Origin of the sequence: Pseudoclavibacter sp. JSM 162008 (assembly GCF_041366455.1) — a bacterium.
In the GTDB taxonomy this organism is placed as follows: Bacteria; Actinomycetota; Actinomycetes; order Actinomycetales; family Microbacteriaceae; genus Pseudoclavibacter.
On sequence record NZ_JBEWYX010000024.1, the window covers coordinates 17,249 to 41,477 of the forward strand.

General features: G+C 67.2%; 31 protein-coding genes. 28 read left to right on the plus strand and 3 right to left on the minus strand.

Going from position 1 to position 24,229, the window contains the following annotated elements; genetic code table 11:
• The first annotated feature begins 7 nt into the window (after positions 1-7).
• The 14 genes from ABVF28_RS15930 (at position 8) to ABVF28_RS15995 (ending at position 10,997) form a co-directional block, all read left to right on the plus strand.
• Positions 8-1,540: a phage portal protein gene (locus tag ABVF28_RS15930; protein WP_371031261.1), complete on the plus strand. Its 1,533-nt coding sequence runs from the start codon at positions 8-10 to the stop codon at positions 1,538-1,540.
• Positions 1,541-1,555: 15 nt separating this feature from the next.
• On the plus strand, positions 1,556-2,800 hold the full coding sequence (locus ABVF28_RS15935; protein ID WP_371031262.1) for a hypothetical protein: 1,245 nt from the start codon (positions 1,556-1,558) through the stop codon (positions 2,798-2,800).
• 67 nt (positions 2,801-2,867) lie between these two features.
• The gene (locus ABVF28_RS15940; protein WP_371031263.1) at positions 2,868-3,533 is read left to right on the plus strand and encodes a hypothetical protein; all 666 of its coding nucleotides are present in this window, start codon (positions 2,868-2,870) and stop codon (positions 3,531-3,533) included.
• A 54-nt stretch (positions 3,534-3,587) separates the two neighbouring features.
• Positions 3,588-4,541 (plus strand): major capsid protein, encoded by a 954-nt coding sequence (locus ABVF28_RS15945; RefSeq protein WP_371031264.1) that lies wholly within the window; start codon positions 3,588-3,590, stop codon positions 4,539-4,541.
• 19 nt (positions 4,542-4,560) lie between these two features.
• The gene (locus tag ABVF28_RS15950; protein WP_371031265.1) at positions 4,561-4,914 is read left to right on the plus strand and encodes a hypothetical protein; all 354 of its coding nucleotides are present in this window, start codon (positions 4,561-4,563) and stop codon (positions 4,912-4,914) included.
• Between the two features lie 15 nt (positions 4,915-4,929).
• A complete protein-coding gene (locus ABVF28_RS15955; protein ID WP_371031266.1) occupies positions 4,930-5,325 on the plus strand; it encodes a hypothetical protein in 396 nt (131 codons plus the stop codon).
• A complete protein-coding gene (locus tag ABVF28_RS15960) occupies positions 5,325-5,732 on the plus strand; it encodes a DUF6093 family protein (protein WP_371031267.1) in 408 nt (135 codons plus the stop codon). The genes ABVF28_RS15955 and ABVF28_RS15960 overlap by 1 nt, the downstream gene beginning before the upstream one ends.
• Positions 5,729-6,133, plus strand: coding sequence for a hypothetical protein (locus ABVF28_RS15965; RefSeq protein ID WP_371031268.1), 405 nt, complete (start codon positions 5,729-5,731; stop codon positions 6,131-6,133). Before ABVF28_RS15960 ends, ABVF28_RS15965 begins: the two co-directional genes overlap by 4 nt.
• Complete coding sequence (locus ABVF28_RS15970) at positions 6,130-6,531, plus strand: hypothetical protein (RefSeq protein ID WP_371031269.1); 402 nt, start codon at positions 6,130-6,132, stop codon at positions 6,529-6,531. The genes ABVF28_RS15965 and ABVF28_RS15970 overlap by 4 nt, the downstream gene beginning before the upstream one ends.
• 10 nt (positions 6,532-6,541) lie before the next feature.
• Positions 6,542-6,835: a hypothetical protein gene (locus tag ABVF28_RS15975; protein ID WP_371031270.1), complete on the plus strand. Its 294-nt coding sequence runs from the start codon at positions 6,542-6,544 to the stop codon at positions 6,833-6,835.
• 6 nt (positions 6,836-6,841) lie between these two features.
• Complete coding sequence (locus tag ABVF28_RS15980) at positions 6,842-7,357, plus strand: hypothetical protein (RefSeq protein ID WP_371031271.1); 516 nt, start codon at positions 6,842-6,844, stop codon at positions 7,355-7,357.
• An 87-nt stretch (positions 7,358-7,444) separates the two neighbouring features.
• Positions 7,445-8,020 carry a hypothetical protein gene (locus ABVF28_RS15985; RefSeq protein WP_371031272.1) on the plus strand — a complete coding sequence of 192 codons (576 nt, stop codon included), beginning with the start codon at positions 7,445-7,447 and terminating at the stop codon, positions 8,018-8,020.
• Between the two features lie 125 nt (positions 8,021-8,145).
• Positions 8,146-8,418 (plus strand): hypothetical protein, encoded by a 273-nt coding sequence (locus tag ABVF28_RS15990; RefSeq protein WP_371031273.1) that lies wholly within the window; start codon positions 8,146-8,148, stop codon positions 8,416-8,418.
• Positions 8,419-8,438: 20 nt separating this feature from the next.
• On the plus strand, positions 8,439-10,997 hold the full coding sequence (locus ABVF28_RS15995; protein ID WP_371031274.1) for a phage tail tape measure protein: 2,559 nt from the start codon (positions 8,439-8,441) through the stop codon (positions 10,995-10,997).
• Between the two features lie 10 nt (positions 10,998-11,007).
• Here the strand turns inward: ABVF28_RS15995 and ABVF28_RS16000 are convergent.
• Positions 11,008-12,158, minus strand: a protein-coding gene (locus ABVF28_RS16000; RefSeq protein ID WP_087132324.1) for an IS3 family transposase whose coding sequence is annotated in 2 segments (ribosomal slippage) — positions 11,008-11,888 and positions 11,888-12,158 — 1,152 coding nt in all. Because the reading frame shifts where the segments join, the coding sequence is not laid out codon by codon here.
• A gap of 108 nt (positions 12,159-12,266) precedes the next feature.
• Between ABVF28_RS16000 and ABVF28_RS16005 the strand changes: the two genes are divergently transcribed.
• The 6 genes from ABVF28_RS16005 to ABVF28_RS16030 are packed head-to-tail and all read left to right on the plus strand — an operon-like array spanning position 12,267 to position 18,032.
• Positions 12,267-12,668 carry a hypothetical protein gene (locus ABVF28_RS16005; protein ID WP_371031275.1) on the plus strand — a complete coding sequence of 134 codons (402 nt, stop codon included), beginning with the start codon at positions 12,267-12,269 and terminating at the stop codon, positions 12,666-12,668.
• A complete protein-coding gene (locus ABVF28_RS16010; RefSeq protein ID WP_371031276.1) occupies positions 12,665-13,477 on the plus strand; it encodes a hypothetical protein in 813 nt (270 codons plus the stop codon). Before ABVF28_RS16005 ends, ABVF28_RS16010 begins: the two co-directional genes overlap by 4 nt.
• A 45-nt stretch (positions 13,478-13,522) precedes the next feature.
• Positions 13,523-14,620 (plus strand): hypothetical protein, encoded by a 1,098-nt coding sequence (locus tag ABVF28_RS16015; RefSeq protein WP_371031277.1) that lies wholly within the window; start codon positions 13,523-13,525, stop codon positions 14,618-14,620.
• Positions 14,620-15,264: a hypothetical protein gene (locus ABVF28_RS16020; protein WP_371031278.1), complete on the plus strand. Its 645-nt coding sequence runs from the start codon at positions 14,620-14,622 to the stop codon at positions 15,262-15,264. Before ABVF28_RS16015 ends, ABVF28_RS16020 begins: the two co-directional genes overlap by 1 nt.
• A 12-nt stretch (positions 15,265-15,276) precedes the next feature.
• Positions 15,277-17,007, plus strand: a complete 1,731-nt coding sequence (locus tag ABVF28_RS16025; protein WP_371031279.1) for a hypothetical protein — start codon at positions 15,277-15,279, stop codon at positions 17,005-17,007.
• Positions 17,004-18,032 carry a hypothetical protein gene (locus ABVF28_RS16030; protein WP_371031280.1) on the plus strand — a complete coding sequence of 343 codons (1,029 nt, stop codon included), beginning with the start codon at positions 17,004-17,006 and terminating at the stop codon, positions 18,030-18,032. The genes ABVF28_RS16025 and ABVF28_RS16030 overlap by 4 nt, the downstream gene beginning before the upstream one ends.
• On the opposite strand, the gene ABVF28_RS16035 is transcribed toward ABVF28_RS16030, so the two are convergent.
• On the minus strand, positions 18,021-18,758 hold the full coding sequence (locus ABVF28_RS16035) for a glycosyltransferase (RefSeq protein ID WP_371031281.1): 738 nt from the start codon (positions 18,756-18,758) through the stop codon (positions 18,021-18,023). The genes ABVF28_RS16030 and ABVF28_RS16035 overlap by 12 nt on opposite strands.
• Positions 18,759-18,854: 96 nt before the next feature.
• Here ABVF28_RS16035 and ABVF28_RS16040 point away from each other — a divergent pair, with 96 nt between their 5' ends.
• From ABVF28_RS16040 to ABVF28_RS16070, 7 genes are all read left to right on the plus strand, one after another.
• Positions 18,855-19,436, plus strand: a complete 582-nt coding sequence (locus tag ABVF28_RS16040; RefSeq protein WP_371031282.1) for a hypothetical protein — start codon at positions 18,855-18,857, stop codon at positions 19,434-19,436.
• A complete protein-coding gene (locus tag ABVF28_RS16045) occupies positions 19,433-20,338 on the plus strand; it encodes a hypothetical protein (protein ID WP_371031283.1) in 906 nt (301 codons plus the stop codon). Before ABVF28_RS16040 ends, ABVF28_RS16045 begins: the two co-directional genes overlap by 4 nt.
• On the plus strand, positions 20,338-20,769 hold the full coding sequence (locus ABVF28_RS16050; RefSeq protein WP_371031284.1) for a hypothetical protein: 432 nt from the start codon (positions 20,338-20,340) through the stop codon (positions 20,767-20,769). The genes ABVF28_RS16045 and ABVF28_RS16050 overlap by 1 nt, the downstream gene beginning before the upstream one ends.
• A 3-nt stretch (positions 20,770-20,772) precedes the next feature.
• Positions 20,773-21,072: a hypothetical protein gene (locus ABVF28_RS16055; RefSeq protein WP_371031285.1), complete on the plus strand. Its 300-nt coding sequence runs from the start codon at positions 20,773-20,775 to the stop codon at positions 21,070-21,072.
• A gap of 5 nt (positions 21,073-21,077) precedes the next feature.
• Entirely contained in the window at positions 21,078-21,383 is a 306-nt protein-coding gene (locus ABVF28_RS16060) for a holin (RefSeq protein ID WP_371031286.1), read from the plus strand.
• A gap of 440 nt (positions 21,384-21,823) precedes the next feature.
• A complete protein-coding gene (locus ABVF28_RS16065) occupies positions 21,824-22,531 on the plus strand; it encodes a helix-turn-helix transcriptional regulator (RefSeq protein WP_371031287.1) in 708 nt (235 codons plus the stop codon).
• Positions 22,532-22,533: 2 nt separating this feature from the next.
• Positions 22,534-22,977: a hypothetical protein gene (locus tag ABVF28_RS16070; RefSeq protein ID WP_371031288.1), complete on the plus strand. Its 444-nt coding sequence runs from the start codon at positions 22,534-22,536 to the stop codon at positions 22,975-22,977.
• Positions 22,978-23,197: 220 nt separating this feature from the next.
• Here the strand turns inward: ABVF28_RS16070 and ABVF28_RS16075 are convergent, their stop codons facing one another.
• The gene (locus ABVF28_RS16075; RefSeq protein ID WP_371031289.1) at positions 23,198-23,710 is read right to left on the minus strand and encodes a hypothetical protein; all 513 of its coding nucleotides are present in this window, start codon (positions 23,708-23,710) and stop codon (positions 23,198-23,200) included.
• 74 nt (positions 23,711-23,784) lie between these two features.
• Here ABVF28_RS16075 and ABVF28_RS16080 point away from each other — a divergent pair, with 74 nt between their 5' ends.
• Positions 23,785-24,072, plus strand: a complete 288-nt coding sequence (locus tag ABVF28_RS16080; RefSeq protein ID WP_371031290.1) for a DUF3263 domain-containing protein — start codon at positions 23,785-23,787, stop codon at positions 24,070-24,072.
• The last annotated feature ends 157 nt before the right edge of the window (positions 24,073-24,229 follow it).

The window sequence follows — 24,229 nt, forward strand, 5'->3', positions numbered from 1 at the left end:
AGGCGCAGTGGACGTCACCCTTGCGCAGCAGCGCCTTCGCTACGCGGAGCAGAAGATCAACCAGCGGCGCCCGCTCGTGCAGTACCGCGAGGCGTGCGTCCGTGGCGAGCAGAAGCTCCCGTTCGCGCCTCAGGGCGTGAACGCCGAGTATGAGCAGCTGCGTGAGATGTCGATCGCGAACTGGCTGGACCTCTGGTCGAGCGCACCCGTGCAGCGCCTCCGCATGGACGGCATCCGCTCCGGGCTCGGCGAAAAGCCGAAGGCCGGCGAGATCAGCGTCATCGACAAGACGATCTGGCGGGACGTGTTCCAGGCGAACAAATGGGACGTGCGCCAGTCGCACGTCTACGCGTCGCTCATGCGGCACGGGCGCGGCATCGCATCGGTGTGGCCGAACAAGAAGGATCCGAAGCAGCCCATCGTGCGCTACGAGTCGTTCGAGCTCGTGCACATCGAGATGGACCCTGACGACCCGCTCACCCCGCTGTGGGCCGCGAAGGTGTACGAGGTCGCCGACCTCGCCACCTCGCAGGCGTCCGCGTTCATCCTTCCGAGCGGCATGAGCCGCACGAAGACGATCGGCATCGTCTACGACGACAAGAAGATGATCCGCTTCGAGCGGGGCGGCATCTCCTCCGCCTTCGGTGGCGACTGGGAGAAGACCGACGAGAGCACTCACCCGATGGGGGAGGTGCCGTTCGCGCTCTACGACTACAAGGTCAAGGACAACGGCGAACCCTGGTCCGGGCTCGACCACATGATTCCGCAGCAGGACGCGCTGAACACCATCCGGTTCAACACGCTCCTCGCGATGCAGTTCTCCGCGTATCGGCAGCGCATCGTCTCCGGCTTCGACCCTCGCGTGAAGGACGCCGAGGGCAACATCGTGTTCCGCACGAACCAAGACGGCGAGATGCTGCTGGACAAGAACAACCAGCCCATTCCGATCGTCACGAGCCCCGGCAAGCCCGGTGTCGATCGCATGCTGGTGTTCCCGGGCGGTGACACGAAGGTGTTCGACCTGCCTGAGTCGGACCTCGGCAACTACATCAAGGTGCACGAGAACTTCCTCGTGAACTTCTTCGCCACCGGGCAGATCCCGCCGCAGTACCTCCTCTCGCGCATGGCGAACCTCTCCGGGGACGCGCTCGCGGGGGCGGAGTCGACGTTCGCGTCGCTGCTCGAGGAGATCAAGCTCGCCGCTGGCGAGGGCAACGAGCAGGTCGCGAAGCTCGCGTGGAAGGCGCGCGGCGAGGACGCCGACTGGGACCCCTCCGCCGAATGCCAGTGGGCCGACACGGAGGCGCGTTCGTTCGCGCAGATCGTCGACGCGCTCACGAAGCTCATCAGCGTGGACTTCCCGCACCAGGCGGCCTGGGAGATGATCCCGGGCGCGACGTCGCAGAAGGTCGAGCGGTGGATGCAGCAGGCCGACGCGGAAGCGCTCAGCTCGAACCTCACGCGCGTCGCTCGCGAGTTCCGCGGCGTGGGCACGCCACCTCCCACCGAGGTGGACGAGGACGAGCTCGAACCGGCCTGATAGATCGGGGGCGTCGTGCTCGAGTCCGCGATCCTCCACTACCAGGAGCAGCAGCAAATCAAGGTCCGCACGATGAAGGCCGTCCGTCGCCTCTGGCGGGGCATGACGGACGACTTCGATCTGTCCTGGTCGCGCATCGGCCTCGATGTCGGTGACGCGATCATGGCGGGCCAGCTGGCAGCGTCCATGGCCGCGCAGGAGCATCTGCTCGGCATGGGCGACGAGCTCGACCTCGGCAACCCCGTCGGCTTCGCTGACCCGTTCGCGTTCGTCGGATGGACCAGCGAGGGCGTCGAGCTCGACCGAGTCACCCGCACGTCGATCGTCCAAGCGAAGCAGCTCGTCGGGGCCGGCGTCGACGTCACCTCGGCGCTCACGCAGGCCGGGTCGTGGCTCGAGGAGCTCACCGCGAACGAGATCACCGGAGCCGCATCCGGCATGTCGACGGCCACCGTCACGAGCACGCCGCGGACCGGGTACGTGCGGATGCTGAACCTGCCGTCCTGCAAGGACTGCATCATCCTCGCCGGACGCTGGTATCGCTGGAACCAGGGCTTTCAGCGGCACGGCGGGTGTGACTGCGAGCACATCCCCGCCCGCGAGTCCATGACGGAACTCCGCACGGACCCGTACGAGGCGTTCAACTCGCTCACGAAGGCCGAGCAGGACAAGATCTTCGGCAAGGCGGACGCTCAGGCGATCCGTGACGGCGCGGACATCTACCGGGTGGTGAACGTCCGCAACCGCGGTTTGTCGGACGGCAGGAGCCACCAGGCGCGCCGCTACGGCACTCCCACGCGCATGACGGTCGACGACATCAACAAGGTCGCGACGTCCCGCGAGGACGCCATCCGGATGCTCACGCAGGAGGGCTACATCCTCCCCGAGGGGCAGGTTCCCGGCGGCACGATCCGCGGCAACGACGGACTCTCCGAGTTCGGTGGCCTCATGGCCGGGACGATGGGCCGCGGCGGCACCCGCAAGGGCGCGACGCTGTCCTACCGGGAAGCGATCCGCACCGGCGACCGCGACCCGCTGAACCCGGCGACGCAGACCGCCGCCGAGCGCCGTCTGCACGTCGCCTACCTCAACTGGGAGGCCGTGAAGGCCGGACGCAACCCGTTCTCCACGTCGGGCCGCGTCCGCCTCACCACAGAGCAGCGCGACCAGGTCGAGCAGACCCTCCACGCCTACGTCCGCAACCTCAAGAACGAGCCGGACCAGGTGCGCGACCTCGCGCACCTCCTCGGCCTCATCTGACTTCCCGCCAGCGCGATGCCGGACCGGGACCGCGACGCGCGATGCGTCCAACCGAAGGAGAGAACCAATGCCACTTCGACAGAGCAAGCTCGCGATGAGCTTCCCGACGAAGTTCGACGTCATGGGCATCCGCTACATGACGGCCCCGCCCGAGGGTGGACAGACGCCGCCCGCGGCGCCCCCCGCACCGCCTGCCGCGCCGACGCCGCCCGCCGGCGACACGCTCGGCGACGGAGGACAGAAGGCGCTGCAGGCAGAGCGCACGGCTCGCGCCGAGGCCGAGAAGACCGCGAAGGCCTACTCCGCTCTCGGGTCCGTGGAAGACCTGCAGAAGCTCCTGCAGGCCAACCAGGACTCCAACGCCGACAAGATCCGCCAGCAGGCCACCACGGCAGCTGAAGCGGCCGCGAACGAGCGTCTGCACAACAAGCTCCGCTCGAACGAGCTGCGCACGCAGGCCGCGGTCCTCGGGTTCAACGACCCGAACGACATCGCGGCCTTCCTCACCGCCGAGCAGATCGCGGGACTCTCCGTCTCTGACGCCGACGAGGTCGACGGGGCATCCGCGAAGGCGCTCCTCGAAGCCCTCGCCAAGTCCAAGCCGTACCTCGTGAAGGACACCGTCACCGACTCGCGCACCGCGGGCATCGGCTCGGTCGGCTCCACGTCGGGCGCAACCAACGTCCAGCCGGGACGCAGTCGCCTCGCGGCGGCATACGGCGCCCAGAAGTAAGCACTCCGTCACAGCAGTGGCGGCGTTCACCCCCTCCCGAAAGGAACCGCAGCTATGGCTGTGACACTCGCCCAGGCCGCAACCCTGAGCACCACCCCTCTGCAGCAGGGCGTCATCGAACTCTTCGTGCAGGAGTCTCCGGTCCTCGACCGCCTCCCGCTGATGGAGATCCAGGGCAACGCCTACTCGTACAACCAGGAGGCGACGCTGCCCGGCGTCGCGTTCCGCTCGGTGAACGAGGCGTACGTCGAGTCCACCGGCACGGTGAACCAGCTCACTGAGAGCCTGGTCATCCTCGGTGGCGACGCCGACGTCGACCAGTTCATCATCCAGACGCGCGGCAACGTCAACGACCAGCGCGCCGTGCAGACGGCGATGAAGGTCAAGGCCGCCGCCTACAAGTTCCAGGAGACGTTCTTCAACGGAGACGTCGCCGTGGACCCGAAGGGCTTCGACGGCCTCCGCAAGCGCCTCACCGGGGCGCAGGTCATCTCGTCCGGAACGAACGGTGCGCCCGTCCTCGGCAACGGCGGCACGGATGCTCACGCGTTCTTCGACAAGCTCGACGAGCTCGTCGCGCAGGTCAACGGCCTCACCTCCGCGAACGGCGCGATCTACGCGAACCGTGCCGTGCAGGCGAAGATCCGCTCCGCGGGTCGCCACCTCGGCGGCGTGGAGATGGTCAAGGAAGACATGACCGGGAAGCGTGTCCTCACGTGGAACGGCATCCCCGTCCTCGACCCAGGCCAGACGCCCGCCGGCGTGCAGATCCTCGGCGCCGAGACGCAGGGCACCGCGACCAACGCGTCCAGCGTCTACGCCGTGAAGTTCGGCGACGACGAGGGCGACCAGGGCGTCACCGGCCTCAACAACGGCGGCATCCAGGTCCGCGACCTCGGAGAGCAGGACGACAAGCCTGTGCTCCGCACCCGAATCGAGTTCTACTGCGGCCTCGCTGTCTTCGGCGGCAAGGCAGCTGCGCGCCTCACCGGCGTGCTCGCAGCCTGAGACAAGGAGAGCAACCAACATGGCAACTCGCGCCAAGACCACGACCCTCGACGAGGACATCACGAAGCCCTCCGTCACGGAGCCCGGCGACGGCCCCGCCGACACAACCGACCCGACGGAGGTCGCTACCTCGGTCGCCCCCGGAGTTCCCAGCCCGGAGGCCATCGCGGCGGGGACGGTCAACGCCGTCATTCCCGTCGAGAAGGCCCCCGTCAAGGAGACGCCGGAGTCCGAGCACCGCATCGAGCACTACGACGCGGTGAAGCCCAACGGCGACAAGGTGCGCGTCAAGCACAACCTCGACACGGGCAAGACGGAGATCGTCGAAGCGGACACCCCCGCCGAGACGCCCCCGTCGACTCCCGCCGAGTAGGAGAGGGGGCCGCTCATGGTTGCACCCATCGGCATTGACGACATCCGGGGCACCATCGAGCGGCCCCTCACCACCGACGAGGCACGGGTGATCCCGGCTTGGATCGAGAAGGCGTGGGGGTTGCTGCTCGACAAGGTGCCCGACGTCGTCGAACGCCAAGCACTCCCGGCAGGCAACCCGCTCCACGTTCGCGAGGGTGTCGTCAAGGACGCCCTCGTGAACGCCGTGGAGCGGAAGGTGCGCAACGCCGGAGGACTCCGCAAGTTCGGCACGGACGAGTTCTCGTCCGAGATCGACTCGTCGCTGTCTAGCGGGAAGATCTTCATCGCTGATGAGGACCTCGCTCGATTCCAGCCTCGCCCCATCGCGGGCACCAGCCAGGGCGTCTACTCCATGCAGTTGGAGCTCTGATGCTCACGCCGTCACTCCTCGCTCAAGCGCAAGCCGTCACGGCGGCCACGTTCCTCGACACCTGCACGGTCAACGTCGAGACGCGGAGCGAGAAGCCCAACCCGGAGACGCTCAAGCACGACACCGTGCTCACGCCCATCAACGCCGAGCCGTGGCCGTGCGAGCTCAAGGAGTCCGCCACACAGGTGGAACTCAAGGACAACGCCGGCCGCCTCATCCAGACCCTGCAGTACACGCTCAAGCTCCCCATGCGGGGCACCGAGCAGGTCACGCCGGGGATGGTCGTCAAGATCACGGAGTCGCAGAACGCGGCGCTCGTGGGGGAGACGTTCCGCATCATCGGTCCGGTCGCGAAGTCGGCGGCGTCCTCGCGGCGCTTCCGACTCGAGGGGGTGAAGCTCGCATGAGCACCACCTTCGACTTCTCAGACGTGCAGCGCCTCGTCGCGAGCTTCGGCAGCCTCGACGGGGAGCTGAAGAAGAACGTCAAGACCGCCGGCACCGTCACCGCCCGGCACGTGAAGGACGACTGGAAGACACTCGCCCTCGCGGATCTCGGCGGCGGTTCCGCGCAGGCGTACCCGTTCTCCATCGGCTACGACACCATCGAGACCCGTGGCGGCATCCGCTGGGAGGTCGGCCCCGACAAGTCGCGCACGCAGGGCCCGCTCGGCAACCTCATCGAGTACGGCTCCCGCAACAACTCGCCGTTCGGTCAAGGCGCTTCCGCGCTCGAAGCCAACACGGGCGACTTCGAGCGTGGCATCGAGATCGCGGCCGTGCACGCACTCGAGAGCACGCTCGCATGATCGGTGAGCTCGACGCGTTCGTCACCGCGCTCCGCACCGGCAACCTCGCCGACAAGGTCGACGTCGGACGCACCCGCAAGGAGCCGCCGTACGCACTCGTCCTGCCGGGGAGCACCGACGACGAGCAGACGCGCCAGACGGGGCCGCACGCCGCCGAGCAGCTCGTCTACGCCGTGAAGTGCGTGGGGGAGTCGCTCGACGCGGCCCTGCTCATCGCCGCGGAGGTCGACAAGCGCCTCCGCCCGCCGCCGATGAAGTTCGGTGTCGCCCTCGACGTGGAAGGCCGCGACTGCTCGCTCATCGAGCGCGGCGCGACCGACACGTACCCCATCGACGACGAGCAGCCCTCCGACTGGGTTGCCGTCGTCCTCTACAAGTTCACGTCCGAACCGACCTAGGAGCCCAGCCATGAGCCAGGACACCGCACTCGCCGTAGGCCCGGAAGGCCGCCCGATCGAGGTCCCGGCCTCGTACCTGGAAGACCTCCCGCAGTTCTTCAAGCCCTTCGAGGGTGAACCCGCCGACGGCGAGGTCGCCCCCGCATCGACCGGTCACGGCGCGATCACCGAAGGCCCGACCGTCGAGGAGCTCGCCCGAGCCGCGACGCTCGGCGAGGAACTCCCCACCCCCACCCAGACCGAGGACGAAGCGCCCGCTGAGTCCGAAGATGAGCCGCCCACGCGGCCCGAAACCGAAAGGTAGACCCGCATGGGCATCACCCTCACCCCTCCCGAGAAGTCCGTCAAGGGCCTCGGGAACCTCACCATCATCGCCATCCCGCGCAGCGGGGTGGCCTCGCCTCTCGGTCGAGCCACGCAGGCCGAGATCGCAGCTCCAACAGCGATCGACATCACGTACAGCCACACCCCGGACGGCTTCGTCCACACACCTGGCTACGAGATGCTCCCCGACGACCGGCTCACGTTCCCGCAGAAGCGCGAGGAACGCGGCCTCGCGACGGACACGCTCGTGTCGACGATCGTCTACGGCAGCGCGGCGGCCGTCGCCGACCCGCTGCTCGTCGAGGGCGCCGAGTTCATCATCGCCGTCCGCGACACCGTGCCGCACAACCAGGCACTCGCCACGACCGACAAGTGGGACTTCCACGACGTGGTCGTCAACACGAAGGTCAAGTCGCCGCACACCAACTCGGTGCGCACGAAGGTCGTCACGTACGGCTACCAGCAGCCAGTCCTCAAGGACATGACCGCCGCCACGGCCTAGCCGCCGGTGCAAGAACCTCGGGGCGGGCGTCTCCCATCCGCCCGCCCCGAGCACCACTCCGATGGGACCTGATGGGAGATCAGACTCATGAGCAAGCTCAGCCAGAAAGCCAAGAACGCCAGCCGCGAATACAAGGACATCGACGTCCTCTTCGACCGGGAACTGTTCGGAGAGCAGAAGCGACTCTCGGACATCGTGCGCAAGGCGCGCGACACCTACCAAGCCAGCACCGAGGAAGGCTACGACGGCGACCCCCGCTACGCCCTCCAAGCCTTCAACAACGCGCAGACCGCGCTCACGGAATACCTCGAGACCATCCGCGACGAGTTCGTCGTGATCCGCGTCGTCGAGGTGCCCGACCACGAGTGGCGCGCCATCAAGGCGCGGAACCCGCTCCCCGAGGATCAGAACACGTGGGGCCCCGTCGACCGCAAGTACGGGCTCAACGCGATCGCCAGCACGAAGGCAGCCCTCGAACTGACCGGGCTCGAGGTCGAACGAGACGAGGAAGGCAAGGAGACGACCTCCAAGCCCTCGTCCGAGGTCTGGGCTGAGGCGTTCGCGAACCTCTCCTCGAGCGACCTGATGTCGCTCGTTCTCGCGCAGGTGGAGCTCAACGAGATCGTCTACGCCGGCGGATACACCGCGGCAAAAAAAGGCTAGAGGCTGACCCGCTGCTCCTGCGCGACGTCCTCCTCGCGATCGACCTCGGCCGCTCACCCCGCATCCTCTGGGGGTGGGCGCCCGAGGACGGCGAGCCCGAGTTCTCCCGCGAGGACCTGCAGCTGATGCACGCCGCCCGCGAGATCAAGGGCAGCTACTCGCCGCGCGGGTACACGTTCGCCGACGAGATGGACCCAGAGGGCGACCCGGAGAACGGTTACGGCTCGTTCGAGTGGCAGGTCAGCACGACCACCAACTACGCCATGAAGGCCCTCGAGGTCGCCAGAGCGGACGCCGACTACGCGTTCACCAAGGGCGAGTACAAGGACCTGCCCGAGGACGTCAAGCGCAAGGCCCGCGCTGGCCTCATCTACACGGTGGCCAAGGCTCCCAGATAACTGCATAGCGAGGGGGTCTCATGGGCAAGAGCGTCCTCGTCACCCTCGGGATGAACGCGGCGGGCTACCTCGCCGGAGCCAGGTCAGCACACCAGGCGACTCGAGAACTCGCCGAGGGCCAGGAGAACCTGGCCCAGCGCGTGCAGATGCAAGAGCAGGCCATGACGCAGCTCGGCGGCGTCATGATGGGCACGGGCGCGATCTTCACAGCGTTCGTCGCAGGGTCCGTCATCGCGGCCTCCAACTTCGAGTCGGCCATGTCGTCGGTGCAGTCCGCGACGATGGCGCCCGTCGAGCAGATGGGCGTCCTCCGCGACGCCGCCCTCGAAGCAGGCCAGGCGACCTCGTTCACCGCGACCGAAGCGGCCGGCGGTATCGAGGAGCTCGGCAAGGCCGGCGTCTCGACCGCCGACATCCTCGGCGGAGCGCTCTCCGGCTCGCTCGACCTCGCCGCAGCCGGCGAACTGTCCGTGGCAGACGCCGCCGAGCAGGCCGCGACGACGCTCTCGCAGTTCAAGCTCGCCGGTGACCAGGCGACGCACGTCGCTGACCTGCTCGCAGCCGGTGCTGGCAAGGCGCAGGGCTCCGTGGGCGACCTCGGCCAGGCCCTCAACCAGTCCGGCCTCGTCGCCTCCCAGATGGGCCTCTCCGTCGAGGAGACGGTCGGCTCGCTGACCGCCTTCGCTGGTGCCGGTCTCCTCGGCTCCGACGCTGGCACGAGCTTCCGCACGATGCTGATGCGCCTCACGAACCCGACGGGTGAAGCGGCCGACAAGCTCGCAGAGCTCGGCATCGAGACGCGCGACGCCAACGGCGAGTTCATCGGCATGGCCGGCCTCGCCGGTCAGCTGCAGGAGAAGATGCAGGGCCTCACCCCTGCCGCTCGTGACGCCGCCATGGCGATCATCTTCGGCCAGGACGCGATCCGCGCCGCGAACGTCCTCTACGCCGAGGGCGAGGAAGGCATCTCCGACTGGATCACGAAGGTCGACGACTCCGGCTACGCGGCCGAGGTCGCGGCCGCTCGCCTCGACAACCTCGGCGGCGACGTCGAGGAGCTCGGCGGCGCGTGGGAAACCGCGATGATCCGCATCGGGGCCGGCGCTCAGGGACCTCTCCGCGAGGTCGTCCAGGTGCTCACCGAGGTCGTCAACACGGTCGGCGACGCTGACCCGGCGATGCAGGGGTTCATCCTCACCGCGGCAGCCGTCGCGGGTGGGGTGCTCCTCATCGGCGGCGCTGGTCTCGTCATCATCCCGCAGGTCGCCGCGACGAGCGCCGCGCTCACCACGCTCGGCATCACAGCAGCCTCGACCAAGACGGCCCTCCTCAGCCTCGCCACGAGCCCTGTCGTGACCGGACTCCTCGCCGTCGGCCTCGCGGTCGCCACGATCGGCTCCGAGCTCGCAGAAGCGAACCTCGACGCCGAGGAGATGACGTCCGCGCTCAAGAACTCGACGAGCAATGCGGACCTGTTCGCGGCTGCCGCCAAGCGCTCCAAGGGTGCCTTCGGCGACTTCGTCGAGTGGGCCGTCGGCGCCGACTGGGACATGGAGAAGGGCGTCGAGCAGCTGCAGGACCTCTCGGGCACGCTCGACGAGATCTCCGCGAAGCAGGGCAACACCGACTGGGGTGAGGCTGGTATCCGTGGCGCGTCCATGGTCCTCAAGGACCTCGGCGCGGAGCTCGCGAACCTCGACCCAGAGGCCGCCGCGCAGACGTTCCAACGCATGGGCCGCGAGGCGAAACTGTCCGAGGACCAGATGGTCACGCTCCTCGACACGATGCCCGCCTACCGCGACGCGCTCCTCGAGCAGACCGCTGGCCTCGGTATCGTCGACGGGGCGCTCGACACGCATGAGGAGAAGCTGGCGCTCGTCAACTTCGCCCTCGAGGGTGGAGAGCAGCCCGCCGCGGACTACTCGGAAGCGCTCGCAGGGCAGGCCACCAACGCCGACGACGCAGCCGGAGCTATCTCCGCGCTCGCCGAGGAGCTGTCGAACTACAACAGCATCCTCTATGACTCGCTCAACGCCGAGATGGACTACTACGCGTCCGTCGACCAGGCGAAGGCGGGCCTCGAAGAACTCAACGAGCAGCTGAAGGAAGGCGAGACGCTCGTCGACGGCATGACGGGCGAGCTGAACCTGCAGTCGGAGGCTGGCCGCAACGCCATGCAGTCCCTGATGGACGTGGGCCAGTCGACTCGCGACTACGCCGCGGACCTGTGGGAGACCACGGGCAGTGCGGAGCAGATGCAGGCCGCGCTGCAGCAGGGCTGGGACGAGGTCTACAACCTCGGCACGCAGATGGGGCTGTCGGAGGAGCAGGCGAAGGCCTATGCCGACCAGCTCGTCGGCGTTCCGAGCGAGGTGTCCACGCAGATCTACAACACGGCCGCGGAAGCGAGCCGAGGAGTCGACGGGTACACGCACCTTCTCGGGCAGATCCCGGGCAGCGTCATGACGCGCATCTCGTCCGACACGGTCGGCGCGCAGGCGACGATCGACACGTTCATCAACGCGAACAACGGCCGCACGATCACCATCTACACGAACTCGGCTTCCGGGACGCAGTGAGCCGCCCCCTTCATTCGGTCCGGACGTTCTGTGAGTCGTCGGTTTCCATTTGATGGGTGCACTGTCGAGCGTACTCGGCTGGGGGTAGGTAGCCGAGCGAGGAGTGCCGGCGGTGGTGGTTGTACTCGTCCTTCCAGTCGCCGATGATGACCTGCGCGTGCAGCAGCGAGTAGAAGCTGTTGATGTTGAGGCACTCGTCGCGGATCCGGCTGTTGAACGACTCGACGTACCCGTTGCGCCACGGCGAGCCCGGAGGGATGTAGGACAGGCCGGTGCGGGTGCCGGCCCAGTCGGCCATCGCCTCGCTGATGAACTCCGGCCCGTTGTCCGACCTGAGCACCGCCGGGGCGCCCCGGGCGGCGACGAGGTCCTCGAGGTGGGCGGTGAGTCGGTCGGCGGTAATCGAGCGCTCCACGAGGCCGCCGATGCACTCCCGGGTGTGTTCGTCGACGATCGAGCAGATCTTGATCGGTCGGCCGTGCTCGTCGGCGTCGAACTGAAAGTCCACCGCCCACACCACGTTCGGCGCGTCCGCCGTCGGCGCGTCGACGGTCGAGGACCCGACGCGCTTGCGTCGACGCCGCTGCGGGACCCGGAGCCCTTCGTCACGCCACAGGCGTTGGATCTTCTTGTGGTTCACCACCCACCCCTCGGCGCGGGCGTCGTGATACGCCCGCCGGTACCCGTAGCGGGGATGGTCCTTCGCCCAGGCGCGCAGCCACTCCCTGAACGCCCGATCCGGGTCCGCGACCGTGTCGCCCTTGAGCGGTCGCCGATACGCGGAGCGGCTCAGCCCGACCAGACGGCACGCCATCCGTTCGCTCACCCGCAGCTTGCGCTTGAGGTGATCGACGGCGGCGCGGCGCCTGTCCGGGCTTAGAAGTTTCCCTCAGCCAGCTCCTTGAGCGCGGCCTTCTCCAGCTCCGCTTCCGCGAGCAGACGCTTCAGGGTCGCATTCTGCTTCTCCAGCTCCTTCAGGCGCTTTGCGTCGTCGGCCTTGAGGCCGCCGTACTGGTTCCGCCACCGGTAGTACGTCTGCTCGGACACCACGAGCTCCCGGCACACCGCCGCGACGTCCTGACCGTCGGCGAGCATCCTGTCGGCCTGCCCGAGCTTACGGACGACCTGCTCCGGGGTGTGACGCTTCCTGCTGTTCGTCATGATCTGACCAGTCTCCCTGCCCGCGACCGCGGACAACAGGACGACTCTCATAACGACTGGACCTACGAAACGGGGTCAGCCCAGCAGGAGATTCGCTCCTCGAACGGCATGACGGGTAAGGCGATGGGTGGCGAGATCATCGCACCCGGGCCGAAGGGTGTCGACTCGAAGCCGTTCATGCTCGCGCACGGCGAGCACGTGTGGACGGCCAACGAGGTCGACTTGGTCGGTGGACAGCCTGCCATGTACCGGATGCGCGAGCTCGCCCGTCAGGGCGCGTTCCGTGGCCTCGCCGACGGCGGGGACCCGTACGGCGGGTGGGGGCAGGTCGCGTCGCAGTCGAACGTGTCCTACTCGCTGCCGTCGTTCTCGAACGCGGCGTACACGGATGCGCGGCAGTCGCACTCCTCATGGCAGATCGACGGTGCGGAGAAGTTCGACATGTTCGACCTCGTCGACGAGATCCGTCGCGTGATGCGCGACCGAGAGAGGGAAGGTAGCTGGACGTGAGCGAATTCGCAGTGCATGTCGTCCGAGCCTCCGATGAGGCGCAGCTGACGTGCTTCACGGGCGTCCGCTACGGCGGCAGCAAGCACGGCCTCGGCCTCAAGGCGAACGGCATCACGGGGTGGAGTCGCCGGCGCATGCGTCACGATTCCACCCCGCGCCCGTTCCAGCACGGCACCCGCGTCGGGCGTCGCCTCCGGGACGGGCAGAAGATCACGCTCGAAGCGATCGCGCAGGAAGCGAGCCAGTACGACTTCGACCGTCTCGCGGAGACCGTCCTCGGCTTCCTCGCCGGCGGGGAAGCGTGCCGGATCATCGTCGACAAGCCCGGCGAGGAATCCCGCTGGGTCGACGCTGTGCTCGACGAGGTCGACGTGACGCCGCTGCACTACAAGCCCCGCGGCGACGTGCTCATGTCGTTCGTCGCGCCCGACGCCGTCAGGTACGGCACGGAGCGGCGCGTGAGCATCCCGGTCGGCGGGACGGTGGACCTCGAGAACCGAGGGACGCTGGCCGCCTGGCCTCAGATGTACGTCACCGCGGCGGCGTCCACGCCCAACGGGTACGCGGTGCGGCTCTTCACGGACACGAACCCTGACCTCGGCTACTGGCGGGTGCAGAAGTCGCTCAGCAGCCCGCACCTCCTCGACTTCAAGAAGGCGCAGGTGCGCGTCGGCGGCAACCCGTTGTGGGAAGCCACCTACGGCAGCTCGGGGCCATTCCAGATCCCGCCCGGCCTGACGAAGATGCGCCTCGAATACCCCGGTGTGGGGTCGGCGAGCGCCGTCATCACCTACGCCGACTCGTACTGACCGGAGGGGGTAGCCGTGGGGCACGAACGCCACTGGATCGTTGGCATGAACTGGCAGCGCATGCAGGAGGTGTTCCCCCTCGAGGGCGGCTCCGCTGAGGAGTCCTTCGCGAACCCCGGCGGCGGCACGTTCACGCTCCCCATCGGTGCGAACGCCATGGACCTGACCTACGGGCAGGGGCGAGACCTCACCACGCCCTGGTCGAGGTGGATCGTGCAAGGCACTGAGGAGCACATCGAGTACGCCGGCCTCATCACCGGGCGCCGGTGGAACGAGGACGCTGAGGCGTGGACGATCCGCGCCTACGAGGCGAGCGAGCTCTTCAAGAAGCGCTTCCCGCACTACGTCGGCGAGTACGGCACCGAGCAGGCCACGATCACCATCGTCAATAAGTCGGCTCGGCACGTGATCTCCATGCTCATCGACCTCGGCGCGAACCGGAACCGTGTGCGCTGGGACCTGCGCCTCACGGCGGGGATCACGGAGTCGGGCGGCATCAGCGAGGTCATCGAGCGCGAGAAGATGCAGAAGCTCGCGCACACCCTCTCCCGCTTCGAGGCCCGCGCGGACGGCCCCAACTGGCACCTCAAACCGAAGTGGCACGCCGACGGCGGCCTCATGCATGAGCGCCGCATCGGCAACCCGTACCTGAACCAGGGCACGTTCGACTTCGACCTCGACGCCGCGGAGTGCCCGCTGACCGTCGGCGACTACGAGGAAGAGGCCCGCGACCAGGCGACGGGGATGATGGTCCAGGCTGACGGCATCGGCGCGGGCAAGATCGTGCAGCAGATCGTTGAGAGCGACCTCGCGGACAACAACGCCGGCTACGACGGCTTCTACCTCGACGAGGAGCTCCGCGACGACGCCACGGACGGTTCGCTCGCGTTCGCGCGGGGTCTCGCCGAGCTCACCGCCAAGCAGCGCCCCATCCAATCCATGCCGATGACACTGACGCTGCGCCGCGACGGCACCGACCCACCCGTCGATCCCGGATCGCGCATCGTGGTGCGTACAGCACGCTCGCGAGGCATCCCGCCCCGCTCGGTCTGGTACGTGACCACGCTGAAGTACCGGACGGGGTCGGACGACGCGCAGATCGAGGCGGTTCCGTTCGCGCCCGCCGGTTGGATCGGAGCCTGATGCCCGCTCAGAGCTTCGTCCCGCAGAACGAGTTCGACAAGATCGCGAAGCTCGTCTGGATCCTCTGGAACCGCGACCTGCGCAACACCATCATCGAAGAGGGCGGCATCAAGGTCTTCAAGGACGGTGCCCTCGTCGGCACGGTCGGGATGATTGGCGAGACGGTCGGCCTCGGCTACCAGTACGACGGCGCCGTCACCTCGGCGGCGGCCGTCGCGGCGATCCACAAGGCGAACCTCGCCGCCCACACAACCGACCTTGCGTCACAGCTGGGTAGCATCAACTACCTGAACGAGCAGAAGAACCTGCACGCCGCGACGCTCGCCGCGCACGGGTCGACGCTGTCCACGCACGGCACTGAGTTGTCGTCTCAAGCGGGCAGCATCAACTACCTCGCAGGGATCGCGACCGGACATTCCGGCCAGATCAGCACCCTGCAGTCGCAAATGTCGGGCGTGCAGTCAGACCTCAGCGGCATCGGCAGTGCGCTCAGCTCGCTGCAGTCCACCGTCGGCGGGATGCCCGACTACGGATCGGTGATCGGGACCATCCTGTCCCGGCTGTCGCGCACCGAAAGCAAGATCAGCCAGATCGAGAACTACCTCAGCGGCGGCGGCACAGGCCCGTTCAACCCAGGAGCATAGACAGGAGCCCCCGTGGCAGTCGAAGTAACAGGCGTCCTCACCGACCTCGGCGGCGTCGCCATCCCCGCCGGGCAACGCCCCGAGCTGTGGTTCAAGCCGAACCGCGCAGGACGCCGAGGCGGGCGCATCTTCACGAACGAACCCATCAAGGCCAACCTCTCCGGGTCCTCGTGGTCCGTGATGCTCGAGGTAACGACCGGCACAATGCCGGAGATCTTCTACACACCCCTCGTGAAGTTCTACCGAGCCGACGGCACCTTCGTCGGCCAGCACATGATCGAGGTCGAGATCCGCGTCCCCGCAGGCGGCGGGTCCCTCTCCGACATCAACGGGGAGTTCCGATTTTGGGTCGGACCCACTTACCCATTCACACCCGATGAAGGCAACCTCTGGATCGACACGAGCGACCCATTCACGCACATCTGGAAGGAACGAGTCGGCATGGCATGGGTATCAAAGGGCACCTACGTTGGCCCAGCGGGAACAGTAGACATTGCCTCCGTCACACTCCTCGCCCCAACGGCAACATCGAAGGCAACTGTGTCCGGGCCGCCGTCCGCGCGGAGGCTTGACCTCGAACTCGCGGTCCCAGCGGGCGGTCTCACCCCCGCGCAGCAGACGATTTTCGACCAGGTCGTCACCAAGACCACGAAGCTCGGTGAGTCCGTGCTCCGTGAGGTGTCGGGCACGGTCGAGCTCTCGGCCACGGACCCGCGCATCGTCGAGATGTACACAGTCGGCTCCACGACCATCCTCGGTGAGACTTTCCCTGCTGACGTGGCGCTCGTTGCCCGTCGAACCGCATCAGGCGCATGGCAGCGCTGGCTCGTCGGCGAATCGCAGTGGCGAGCGTTCTCCGCTTCGAACCCCGCCGCGCCGGAGACGTTCGCGCCGACCGCGCCCACCTTCAATGACAGGTCCGGCACCGCCAACGACACCACCACCATCCCGAACCGGAGCGGCGTCAACTACCGCATCAACGGCACTCAGCGCTCCGCCGGCACCTACAACACGACCGGAACCGTCACGGTCGAGGCGCTGCCTGCCAGGTCCAACGTAACGCTGCTCGGGCAGACGTCGTGGACAATGGTCTTCCTCGACGTGGACGTGCCCGAGTGGACAACCACGCCCGTGAGAGCGAACTTCACACAGGCGGATACCGGTGCGGTCGGCATCTACCACGACCCGACGCGGCCCACGCTCTACCCGCCGGTCTACACGGACGACTCAGGCAAGATCTGGAACGCGCTGACGGCGAGCGGTGTGGGTATCGCGGGCAACAAGCTCGTCTTTACAGCAGGCTCGCCGTCGACCGCGCATGTCAGGCACGGCGTGACCGGGGACGTGTCGCTCAAGCTCACGTACACCACCGGCGCGGGGGACACCATCCGCGTCCTGGTCCAGGCGCCCGGCACCGACACTTCCGAGTCGACCGGCGTCGGGGTGACGCTCACGAGCATCGGACAGGTGTCGCTCGCACCGCACGGCATGTCGGCGATCACGTACAACAAGGACGGCGGGACCGCACAGTTCACGACCATCCCGGGGTTCACGACCACCGCGACGTACGCGCTGCGGGTGGAACGAGTCGGGGACCGACTGTCGGTCTACGTCAACGATGCGCTCTACCTCATGGGGACCGTGAGTTCCGCGCGGATCGGCACAGTCGGGTCCAACCCGTATCTGAAGATCGTCGCCCGCAACGGGGCGGTCTTCGACAGCGTCGAGATGAGGGCGGCATGAGCCTCCTCGCGCTCCTCGCGCAGAACATGATCGAGGCACCCGTGCCACTTCCCGCGGTGTCGGAAGTGGCGCGGCCCTCGACGTGGTTGGACGTGCCGCCGTACACGCAGCACTTCGTGCGCATCGGGACCTACGACGGGTCGGGGTCGACGCTGCATCCGGACGTGCTCGATACGACGAAGCTCTTCGGGGCTCCGTACCGCGGCTACCGCTACTGGATGACGCACACGCCATTCCCGTACCAGGACGGGTCGAAAGAGAACCCATCGATCGTCGTGTCGAACAACCTCTACGACTGGCACGACACCGCTGTCGGCATCACGAACCCGGTGATTCCACCACCCGGTGACCCTCAGTACAACTCCGACAACGACATTGCGTGGAACCCCGACACGAACCGCTTCGAGATCACCTGGCGCACCGTGCAGTTCCCCAACGAGTCGATGCGGTTCGCGTACTCCACGGACGGCACGACGTGGAGCGCGTTCCAGACCATCACGGTCGCCGGCGCTGGCCTCATCCCATACCCCGGGACGCGCCTCGAGATGCTGTCGCCGTTCATGGCTCGCTTCGGTGAGTTCGACTGGCGCGTCTGGCACATCAAGCGGGGCGGCACCGGGCAGCCAAACGGTGGCGGCCTGGTCTGGCGCGACGCGTCCTCCCCAGCAGGGCCCTGGCGAACGGGCACCGACTGCGTGCTCCTCAACATCGACGGGTCGACGTTCACCAACCCGCAGTTCTGGCACGGCAACGCGACGGTCCTCCCGGACGGGCGCATGATCGGCGGCTGGTCCACGGGTGACAGCGGCGGCAACCTCACCGTCGGGTCGTCGCTCGACAAGGGAAAGACGTGGACGATCACGCGTCAGTCGATCATGGGCTCGTACAGGCCGGCGTTCGTCCTCGACGACGACGGGGTACACGTGTGGATCGTCGACAACGTGAAGATGGACCCGGCGCGGCCCGGCACGAACTGGCTCGGGCTCAGTCGAGTCCCGCTGAGCGTGTTCTTCTCAGCGGCCTAGGCGAGTCCGGATGCTATGGCGAATCTCTCGGCCCTTGTCGGCGAGGCGCCACATCCGATGCCAGGGTCGAGAGTTGTGGAGCGGCGCGAGCAGCCGGTCCGCGGTCTCCTGCTCCTCAGCCCGGAGTGCTTGCGCTTCAGGAGACGACGACGAGGTTCCCATCTCTGTGGAGAAGCGGATACCGGTGAGAGCGGCGGGCGGGCGGCGCTGGTTCAGGATGAGCCAGTCGTCGCCTCCCCAGATGCGCATCTCTTCCGGAATGGGCACGTAGTCCTTGCGCCGCATCGCCATGAACGTGCCGTAGCCGAAAATGGTCGCTGACGGCCTCGCCAAGCCATGCCCGGGCTTCGTGCTCTCGGTAAGCGAGAACGCCGACCGGTCCGGCCCGACGATGCCGTACATGCCCAGACCAAGGATCTTCTCGAGTTCGTCGAACACGATCGGGTCGAACGTGACGTCGTCGTTCACCAGCACCAGATACTCCGACGTCGCCAGCTCCGCGCCGAGATTCCAGGCCGGGTTGACGTAAATGTTCTTCTCCGGCTTGATCACTTTCGGCTTCTGGTGAGGGAAAGTTACGTGCTCGGGAGCGTTGTTGATGACCAGCACTTCGCGCACGAGGGCGTGGTTCGAGCAGAGGAGTACCACTTCTCTCAGCAGGTCCGATTTCTGCAGCGTGGGGATGATCACGGTGAACTGTCCGCGCGGGGGCACTGGGCTTGTCATGCGCTAACCGTATACGCGGCACGAGCCCGCCCGCGCTCCCGTATTCACGCCTCGCCTCTCGGCGGGGCTTTTCTCATGCAACCCAGGAGGCATCACATGGCCAGAGCGGTCGACATCATCGCCGCGCACGGCGTGCAGAACGCTGACGCGATCGTGAGGGCTGCCGTAGCGGTGGGTCTCGAGGTCGCGATCGCGGCGGCGATTATCGAGAAGGAATCGAACGGCGCGAACATCTACGGCCACGACCGGGGTGGGGTGTTCTCGAGCATCGGCTTGGGAAAGCCGGCCGATAACCGAGTGACCGAAGACAACTTCCGCGACTTCCGGCGTCGCATCGCGAGCGGTGAGACGAGCAACGGCGTGGGGCCGGCGCAGATCACTTGGCCGGGGTACTTCCCGCAGGCGGAACGCCAGGGCGTGCGCCTCTGGGTGGCCGAGGACAACATCCGGTTCGGGCTGACCATCTTCGCCGGCCACCTGCGCGGCTCGGGCGACCTCGTCGCCGCGGGGCACGCGTACAACGGTGCGCGTCAGTATGGCGTGGACCTCGCGAACATGGTCGCCAGATGGCGGGAGCGTCTCGCGGGAGCGTCGAACGAGGTCGGGAACGGCTTCCTCGACGCGCTCACGCCGCTGCAGCAGGCGCAGATGTACCGAGCGCTGGTGGCTCGCGCATGATCCGCGTCTCCGGCACTGACGGCTCCTCGGTGCTCCTCGAGGCTGACATGGCGAAGCGGATCGCGTACGTCGTCCTCAGGATGGCGGAACAGGGCCTCCCGCTGCACCTGACCGAGGGCTACCGGCCCGTGGGCGTGCCCGCCGACCGGTACATCACCGAGGAGTCGAAGACCAGCACGGGCGGCTCCAACCAGTGGTACCAGAAGGGCCGCGAGGACCGCGGCGAGACACCGTCAGCGGCCGTGCCGGGCACGTCTCGTCACGGTGCCGGCCGAGCTATCGACTGGTCCACCGAGCACATGGTGTCGCGTGCGTTCTTCATGGCCCAGGCGGGCCTCGTCCGCAACATTCCCACCGAATCGTGGCACGCAGAGCCACTCAACACACCAACGGTCGACCTCGACCAGAAGGCAGGATTCCTCATGGCACTCTCCGACGCTCAGCAGAAGGCAATGTTCGACGCGCTCCTCGCAGGAGGTGGAGCGTGGGCGTGGCCCGAGGCCATCGTCGGCGTCATCCGCAAGGAAGTCATCCCGCTCATCAACGACGTCCGCGCAGGCCGCATCCTCTTCCCAGGCGCGCCTTACTACATGGCCCACGCCATCGTGAACACGGTGCGCTCCGAGGGTGGCAAGACCCTCACTCCGGAGGACCTCGGCAAGCTCGTCCAGACCAACGTCCGACAGGCCATCAGCGACGCGCTCCGCGAGGCCGGCATGGACGTGCGCACCGCACAGGCGTCCGAGGTCATCGGCGTGCTCACGGCCCGTCTCGCGCCACCTGAGCAGCTCGAGCCGGTCGACGCGATCGCCGAGCTCGAGGCGAGCATCGCGCGGGTCGACGCCGCGGCCGCGCTCCCGATCGAGGACGCGGTCATCGTCGAAGACAAGCCAGCAAGCTGATGCGAGCTGCAGTGCGGTGGCTGTGGAGCGAGATCACCGCGCCGCCGCACATCAAGCCCATCATGTCCGTCGCGTACGCCATCGCGACGCTCACGGGCCTCGCGACGCTCACGAACCCGCCGCAGTCCATCGCGGGCGAGGTCGGGCCCGTGCTGGCCGCCGTGTGGGCGTGGTGCTTCATCGCGGGTGGCGCGCTCGGCCTCGCCACCGTGTTCACGCCGTGGTGGTGGGCGGAACGCGTCGCCCTCATCTGGGCGGCCACGGGCATCGCCGTCTACCTGTTCGTGGTCCTCAACCTGCACATCCTCGCCCCGCCCGGATCGTCACGGCTCACGCAGGTCGGCATCATCGGCCTCGCCAGCTGCCTGCTCGCGCTGCGCTGGCACCTGATCCGCGTGTACTCCTACGAGCCCCTATCCCGGAAGCGGTGACGCATGGACAACCCCACGGCATGGGTGGCCGCGATCCTCGGCGGCGGCGGTCTGGCCGGAGTCCTCGCTTTCGGGAAGCAGCTCCTCGGCATCTTCACCGGCCGCTCCCGCCGCAAGCGCGACGAGGTCGACGAGGCGTGGAAGGAGCGCGACAAGGAAGCCGCCAAGCGCCGCCAGATCGAGGAGCACGCCTCCGCCGTGCGCCGCATCGCCATCGAAGCTCCGTGCATCCCCGCCGAGAGCATCCCGCCCTGGCCCGCCTACCGAGGCGACACCGGCCAGATCCCTACCCAGAAGGAGTAAACCGCATGTCCCTCATCTCTGAACCCGAGACGCACGGCGAGCACGAGGAGCGCACCGCGAAGCTCGCCGCCGAGCAGAAGCCGTCCGCGCTGTGGTCGGTTCCGTTTTGGCGCGGCACCGGCGAACGCGCGATCAAGACCGCCGCCCAGGCGTTCGTCGCCACGCTCACCGTGTCGACCGGCGCCGAGCTGATCCCCGCCGTCGGCGTGGAAGGCATCAACTGGCTCGCCGTCGCCTCTGTTACCGCCGTCGCGACGATCTTGTCCCTCGGCACCTCGATCGGCAACGCCGACTTCACCGCCGGCCGCTGACATCCGCACCAACGACTGCGCCCCCTCTCGCTGTAGCGACCCTGGACACCCAGGGCGACGCTACGCGGGAGGGGCGTGTTTCGTTATGCCAAGAGTTCGGTAGTCTGGCGCAACACAGGCGGCAGAACGGGCGGGCATGGGGACCAGCGAACCAGACAAGGACACGAGGGATGTGCTCAAGCGTCTGGAAAAGCTGGGGTGGACCTACGTGCCGCTCGACCCGAAGAAGAGCCACACTGTGGGCCACGCGAACTGCGGTGAATCCGGTCGAGAGCGGTGTCACCTGCCGGTCTTCGGCACCCCTGGAGGTAATCAGCCCGCCGCCATCTGGCGCTTGGCTCGGCGTTGCACTCACGGATTTCGCCCTCAGGATACGTTCAAGCGCCGTTGATGTTGCTACATGCCAACATGGTCTAGGTTTGTCCTCAAGGAGAACACAAATGACTACTTTCACCTTCGATTCGAAGGTTCTGAACTTCGACGTGCGCGTGCCTGGCCAGCTCGCCGCCCTAGAAACGACGTCCTTCGACGCCTACCCCGCCGAGACGAACGGCGAGATCACTGTTACTTTCACCGTGGACGCGCCGAGCCCCGCGGAAGCTCTCGTCATAGTCGAGGCGCAGATGCGTCGGCTCGGCTTCCCTCTTTTCCGGGTTGACTTCGAACTTCTCACCGTCTCGGGAGTTGCTGAGATGCTGGGCTGCTCTCGGGAGACGGCGCGTCTCTACGCGTCCGGTGCACGGCGTGGAGGGTTCCCGAAGCCTTTTTCGACAACCGGTGACACGAAGCTCTGGGCATGGGCCGATGTCTTCGACTGGGCGATTGCTCAGGGGCTTCTGACTACGGATGACCTCGACTTGGGAGCGCCGTTGCCGGTGCGGGTCGTTGAACGCTTCAACGGAGGCTTGGCAGCCAAGCGTCAGCAGCAGAGCGACGGGTGGGACCGGGTCCTCGCTGTTGGCGGCAAGAGTGAAAGCGCGGGCGCGGAACCAGGATGCCAATCGACCGCGGTTGTGCTCAGCGCATTTTGGCCGACGGCACTTGGTGTGTTTGATCCTCCGGCCTACCTTCGTTGGGAGCGACCCCGTGCGGATGCTGCAGAGCTTGCTTCGCCAACTCGGTCACGTCTCTCGATGACAAGGAGCTGAAGGTGCGCGCATCGTCGATACGACTTGCTGATCCGCGAGTTCTGGAACTGAACGGAGCGGTTCGCTCTGTTCCTGAGCCGCATGTCGATTGGTATGTAGGGGTCGCCCCCGAGGCGGAGCCTTCGGGTAGCGAGCGCGTTGTGATTGCGACCCTGCACATTCGGGGGGCAAACGGTGGGTGCGACGTCATCGTCGGTTCGCGCATGATCCACCCGAACGCCAGGAAGGTCGAGACGGAGGACTTCAGTCGAGCGCTTGAGGATTCGGACGCTCTAGAAGCGCTCTACGATTTCGCGCGCATCCAAGCTCGCGTGATTCTGGCGACTCTAGAGGTCGCGGATGCCGTGCCTGCCGCGGCGCCTAAGCCTGAGTTCTCGAGTCTGGCGTCCGCAGAGGACGACGAGACGGACAACCACGAAGACGAGGGCACGAGCGCCACGACGTAGGTTCTGAGTGCGTCACCGAACCGCCCCATCTCCTTCGGGAGGTGGGGCGGTTTCGTGCGTTCATGCCAAGAACACCGTGCCACACTCGGGGCACCGCATACGCTCGCCGACCTCGAGCAGCACGAGGCAGCGCTGGCGCTTCGGCCAGCCCATCAGGTCGTCGTCGTCCATGCCGGGAGCGTAGCCGCGCGTGAGACTCTGTGACGGGGCTGTGGACAACTCACCACGCCTTCTTCCGCGTGGCCCGTTGCGCCATGTAGAGCAGCGCGATCGAGAGCTCCGACGCGAGGCGCTCAGCTGCGAGCGCATCGCCCTCGAGCGTGACCGTGCCGCGGATCTGCGAGTGGCCGTGCGAGATCGCCCATTCCTTCTCGGTCATGGTCCCGCCCTGTAGCGCCCGCCGCACTTCGGCGCGCACGTCGCCCGCGGTCACCCACTGCAGCATGTCCAGCCATGCATCGAACACGGAGACCGGTTCGAAGAGGATCGGCTCGTACACGTCGCCGTCGATCGTGACGGGCGCCGGCACGAGTTCGCCGTCGAGGTCCCGCAGTGGGGGAGTCTCACCCCAGAGGAGCCAGGACATGCCGTCGACGGGCCTCGTTGCAACCGGGCGCCAGCAGACGATGCGCTTCGTCCGCCGCGAGTCCACCCGCTCGGCGACGGTCTCGCACCGCAGGGCCAATGACTCTAGGGCGACGTCGGCGGTGACCTTCTCGACGGGATCATTCATGCCGTGGATGCTCGCACAGGCCACCGACAGCGAACACTCTCCGCAATGTCGGTGGCCAGTCGTAAGGTGCCGACATGCTCACCGACACCGAGCGCCGAGTCCTCGAGTTCGAGGCGGCGCACCTCAGACATACCGCTCGCAAGCATGCCGGCATCCGCGCGCTCGGCCTCGGCTTCACGTCAGCCACCTACTACCGGGCGCTGACCGCGCTCCTCTCGACGCCGGATGCGGTCGAAGCGTTCCCACAGCTTGCCGCATGGCACAAGCGCGCGGCCGACGCGAGGGCTGGGACGCGGGAGCGGCGCCGCATCGAGCGCATGCCGAGCGCGTCCATGCGAGTGCGGAACGAACTCGCGAGCTGACTACCCAGTGCCCACATTTTGCCCACAACTGGCACCGATATCCATCGATATTGCGTGATGCTCAGTGAAATGAGAAACGGCCGACTCCCGCGGAAACTCGCGGGAGTCGGCCGTTTTTGCTGTGTCCCCGACAGCGCCCCTGGAGGGACTCGAACCC

Excerpts from the sequence above, each read along its gene's own strand:
- ABVF28_RS15940 (WP_371031263.1), top strand. The coding sequence starts at position 2,868 with ATGCCACTTCGACAGAGCAAGCTCGCGATGAGCTTCCCGACGAAGTTC.
- ABVF28_RS15985 (WP_371031272.1), top strand. The coding sequence starts at position 7,445 with ATGAGCAAGCTCAGCCAGAAAGCCAAGAACGCCAGCCGCGAATACAAG.
- ABVF28_RS15990 (WP_371031273.1), top strand. The coding sequence starts at position 8,146 with ATGCACGCCGCCCGCGAGATCAAGGGCAGCTACTCGCCGCGCGGGTAC.
- ABVF28_RS16020 (WP_371031278.1), top strand. The coding sequence starts at position 14,620 with ATGCCCGCTCAGAGCTTCGTCCCGCAGAACGAGTTCGACAAGATCGCG.
- ABVF28_RS15995 (WP_371031274.1), top strand. The coding sequence starts at position 8,439 with ATGGGCAAGAGCGTCCTCGTCACCCTCGGGATGAACGCGGCGGGCTAC.
- ABVF28_RS16080 (WP_371031290.1), top strand. The coding sequence starts at position 23,785 with ATGCTCACCGACACCGAGCGCCGAGTCCTCGAGTTCGAGGCGGCGCAC.
- ABVF28_RS15970 (WP_371031269.1), top strand. The coding sequence starts at position 6,130 with ATGATCGGTGAGCTCGACGCGTTCGTCACCGCGCTCCGCACCGGCAAC.
- ABVF28_RS16015 (WP_371031277.1), top strand. The coding sequence starts at position 13,523 with ATGAACTGGCAGCGCATGCAGGAGGTGTTCCCCCTCGAGGGCGGCTCC.
- ABVF28_RS15965 (WP_371031268.1), top strand. The coding sequence starts at position 5,729 with ATGAGCACCACCTTCGACTTCTCAGACGTGCAGCGCCTCGTCGCGAGC.
- ABVF28_RS16045 (WP_371031283.1), top strand. The coding sequence starts at position 19,433 with ATGATCCGCGTCTCCGGCACTGACGGCTCCTCGGTGCTCCTCGAGGCT.
- ABVF28_RS16065 (WP_371031287.1), top strand. The coding sequence starts at position 21,824 with ATGACTACTTTCACCTTCGATTCGAAGGTTCTGAACTTCGACGTGCGC.
- ABVF28_RS15960 (WP_371031267.1), top strand. The coding sequence starts at position 5,325 with ATGCTCACGCCGTCACTCCTCGCTCAAGCGCAAGCCGTCACGGCGGCC.
- ABVF28_RS16035 (WP_371031281.1), bottom strand. The coding sequence starts at position 18,758 with ATGACAAGCCCAGTGCCCCCGCGCGGACAGTTCACCGTGATCATCCCC.
- ABVF28_RS15980 (WP_371031271.1), top strand. The coding sequence starts at position 6,842 with ATGGGCATCACCCTCACCCCTCCCGAGAAGTCCGTCAAGGGCCTCGGG.
- ABVF28_RS16075 (WP_371031289.1), bottom strand. The coding sequence starts at position 23,710 with ATGAATGATCCCGTCGAGAAGGTCACCGCCGACGTCGCCCTAGAGTCA.
- ABVF28_RS16050 (WP_371031284.1), top strand. The coding sequence starts at position 20,338 with ATGCGAGCTGCAGTGCGGTGGCTGTGGAGCGAGATCACCGCGCCGCCG.
- ABVF28_RS15955 (WP_371031266.1), top strand. The coding sequence starts at position 4,930 with ATGGTTGCACCCATCGGCATTGACGACATCCGGGGCACCATCGAGCGG.
- ABVF28_RS15945 (WP_371031264.1), top strand. The coding sequence starts at position 3,588 with ATGGCTGTGACACTCGCCCAGGCCGCAACCCTGAGCACCACCCCTCTG.
- ABVF28_RS16060 (WP_371031286.1), top strand. The coding sequence starts at position 21,078 with ATGTCCCTCATCTCTGAACCCGAGACGCACGGCGAGCACGAGGAGCGC.
- ABVF28_RS16005 (WP_371031275.1), top strand. The coding sequence starts at position 12,267 with ATGACGGGTAAGGCGATGGGTGGCGAGATCATCGCACCCGGGCCGAAG.
- ABVF28_RS15950 (WP_371031265.1), top strand. The coding sequence starts at position 4,561 with ATGGCAACTCGCGCCAAGACCACGACCCTCGACGAGGACATCACGAAG.
- ABVF28_RS16030 (WP_371031280.1), top strand. The coding sequence starts at position 17,004 with ATGAGCCTCCTCGCGCTCCTCGCGCAGAACATGATCGAGGCACCCGTG.
- ABVF28_RS16040 (WP_371031282.1), top strand. The coding sequence starts at position 18,855 with ATGGCCAGAGCGGTCGACATCATCGCCGCGCACGGCGTGCAGAACGCT.
- ABVF28_RS16055 (WP_371031285.1), top strand. The coding sequence starts at position 20,773 with ATGGACAACCCCACGGCATGGGTGGCCGCGATCCTCGGCGGCGGCGGT.
- ABVF28_RS15975 (WP_371031270.1), top strand. The coding sequence starts at position 6,542 with ATGAGCCAGGACACCGCACTCGCCGTAGGCCCGGAAGGCCGCCCGATC.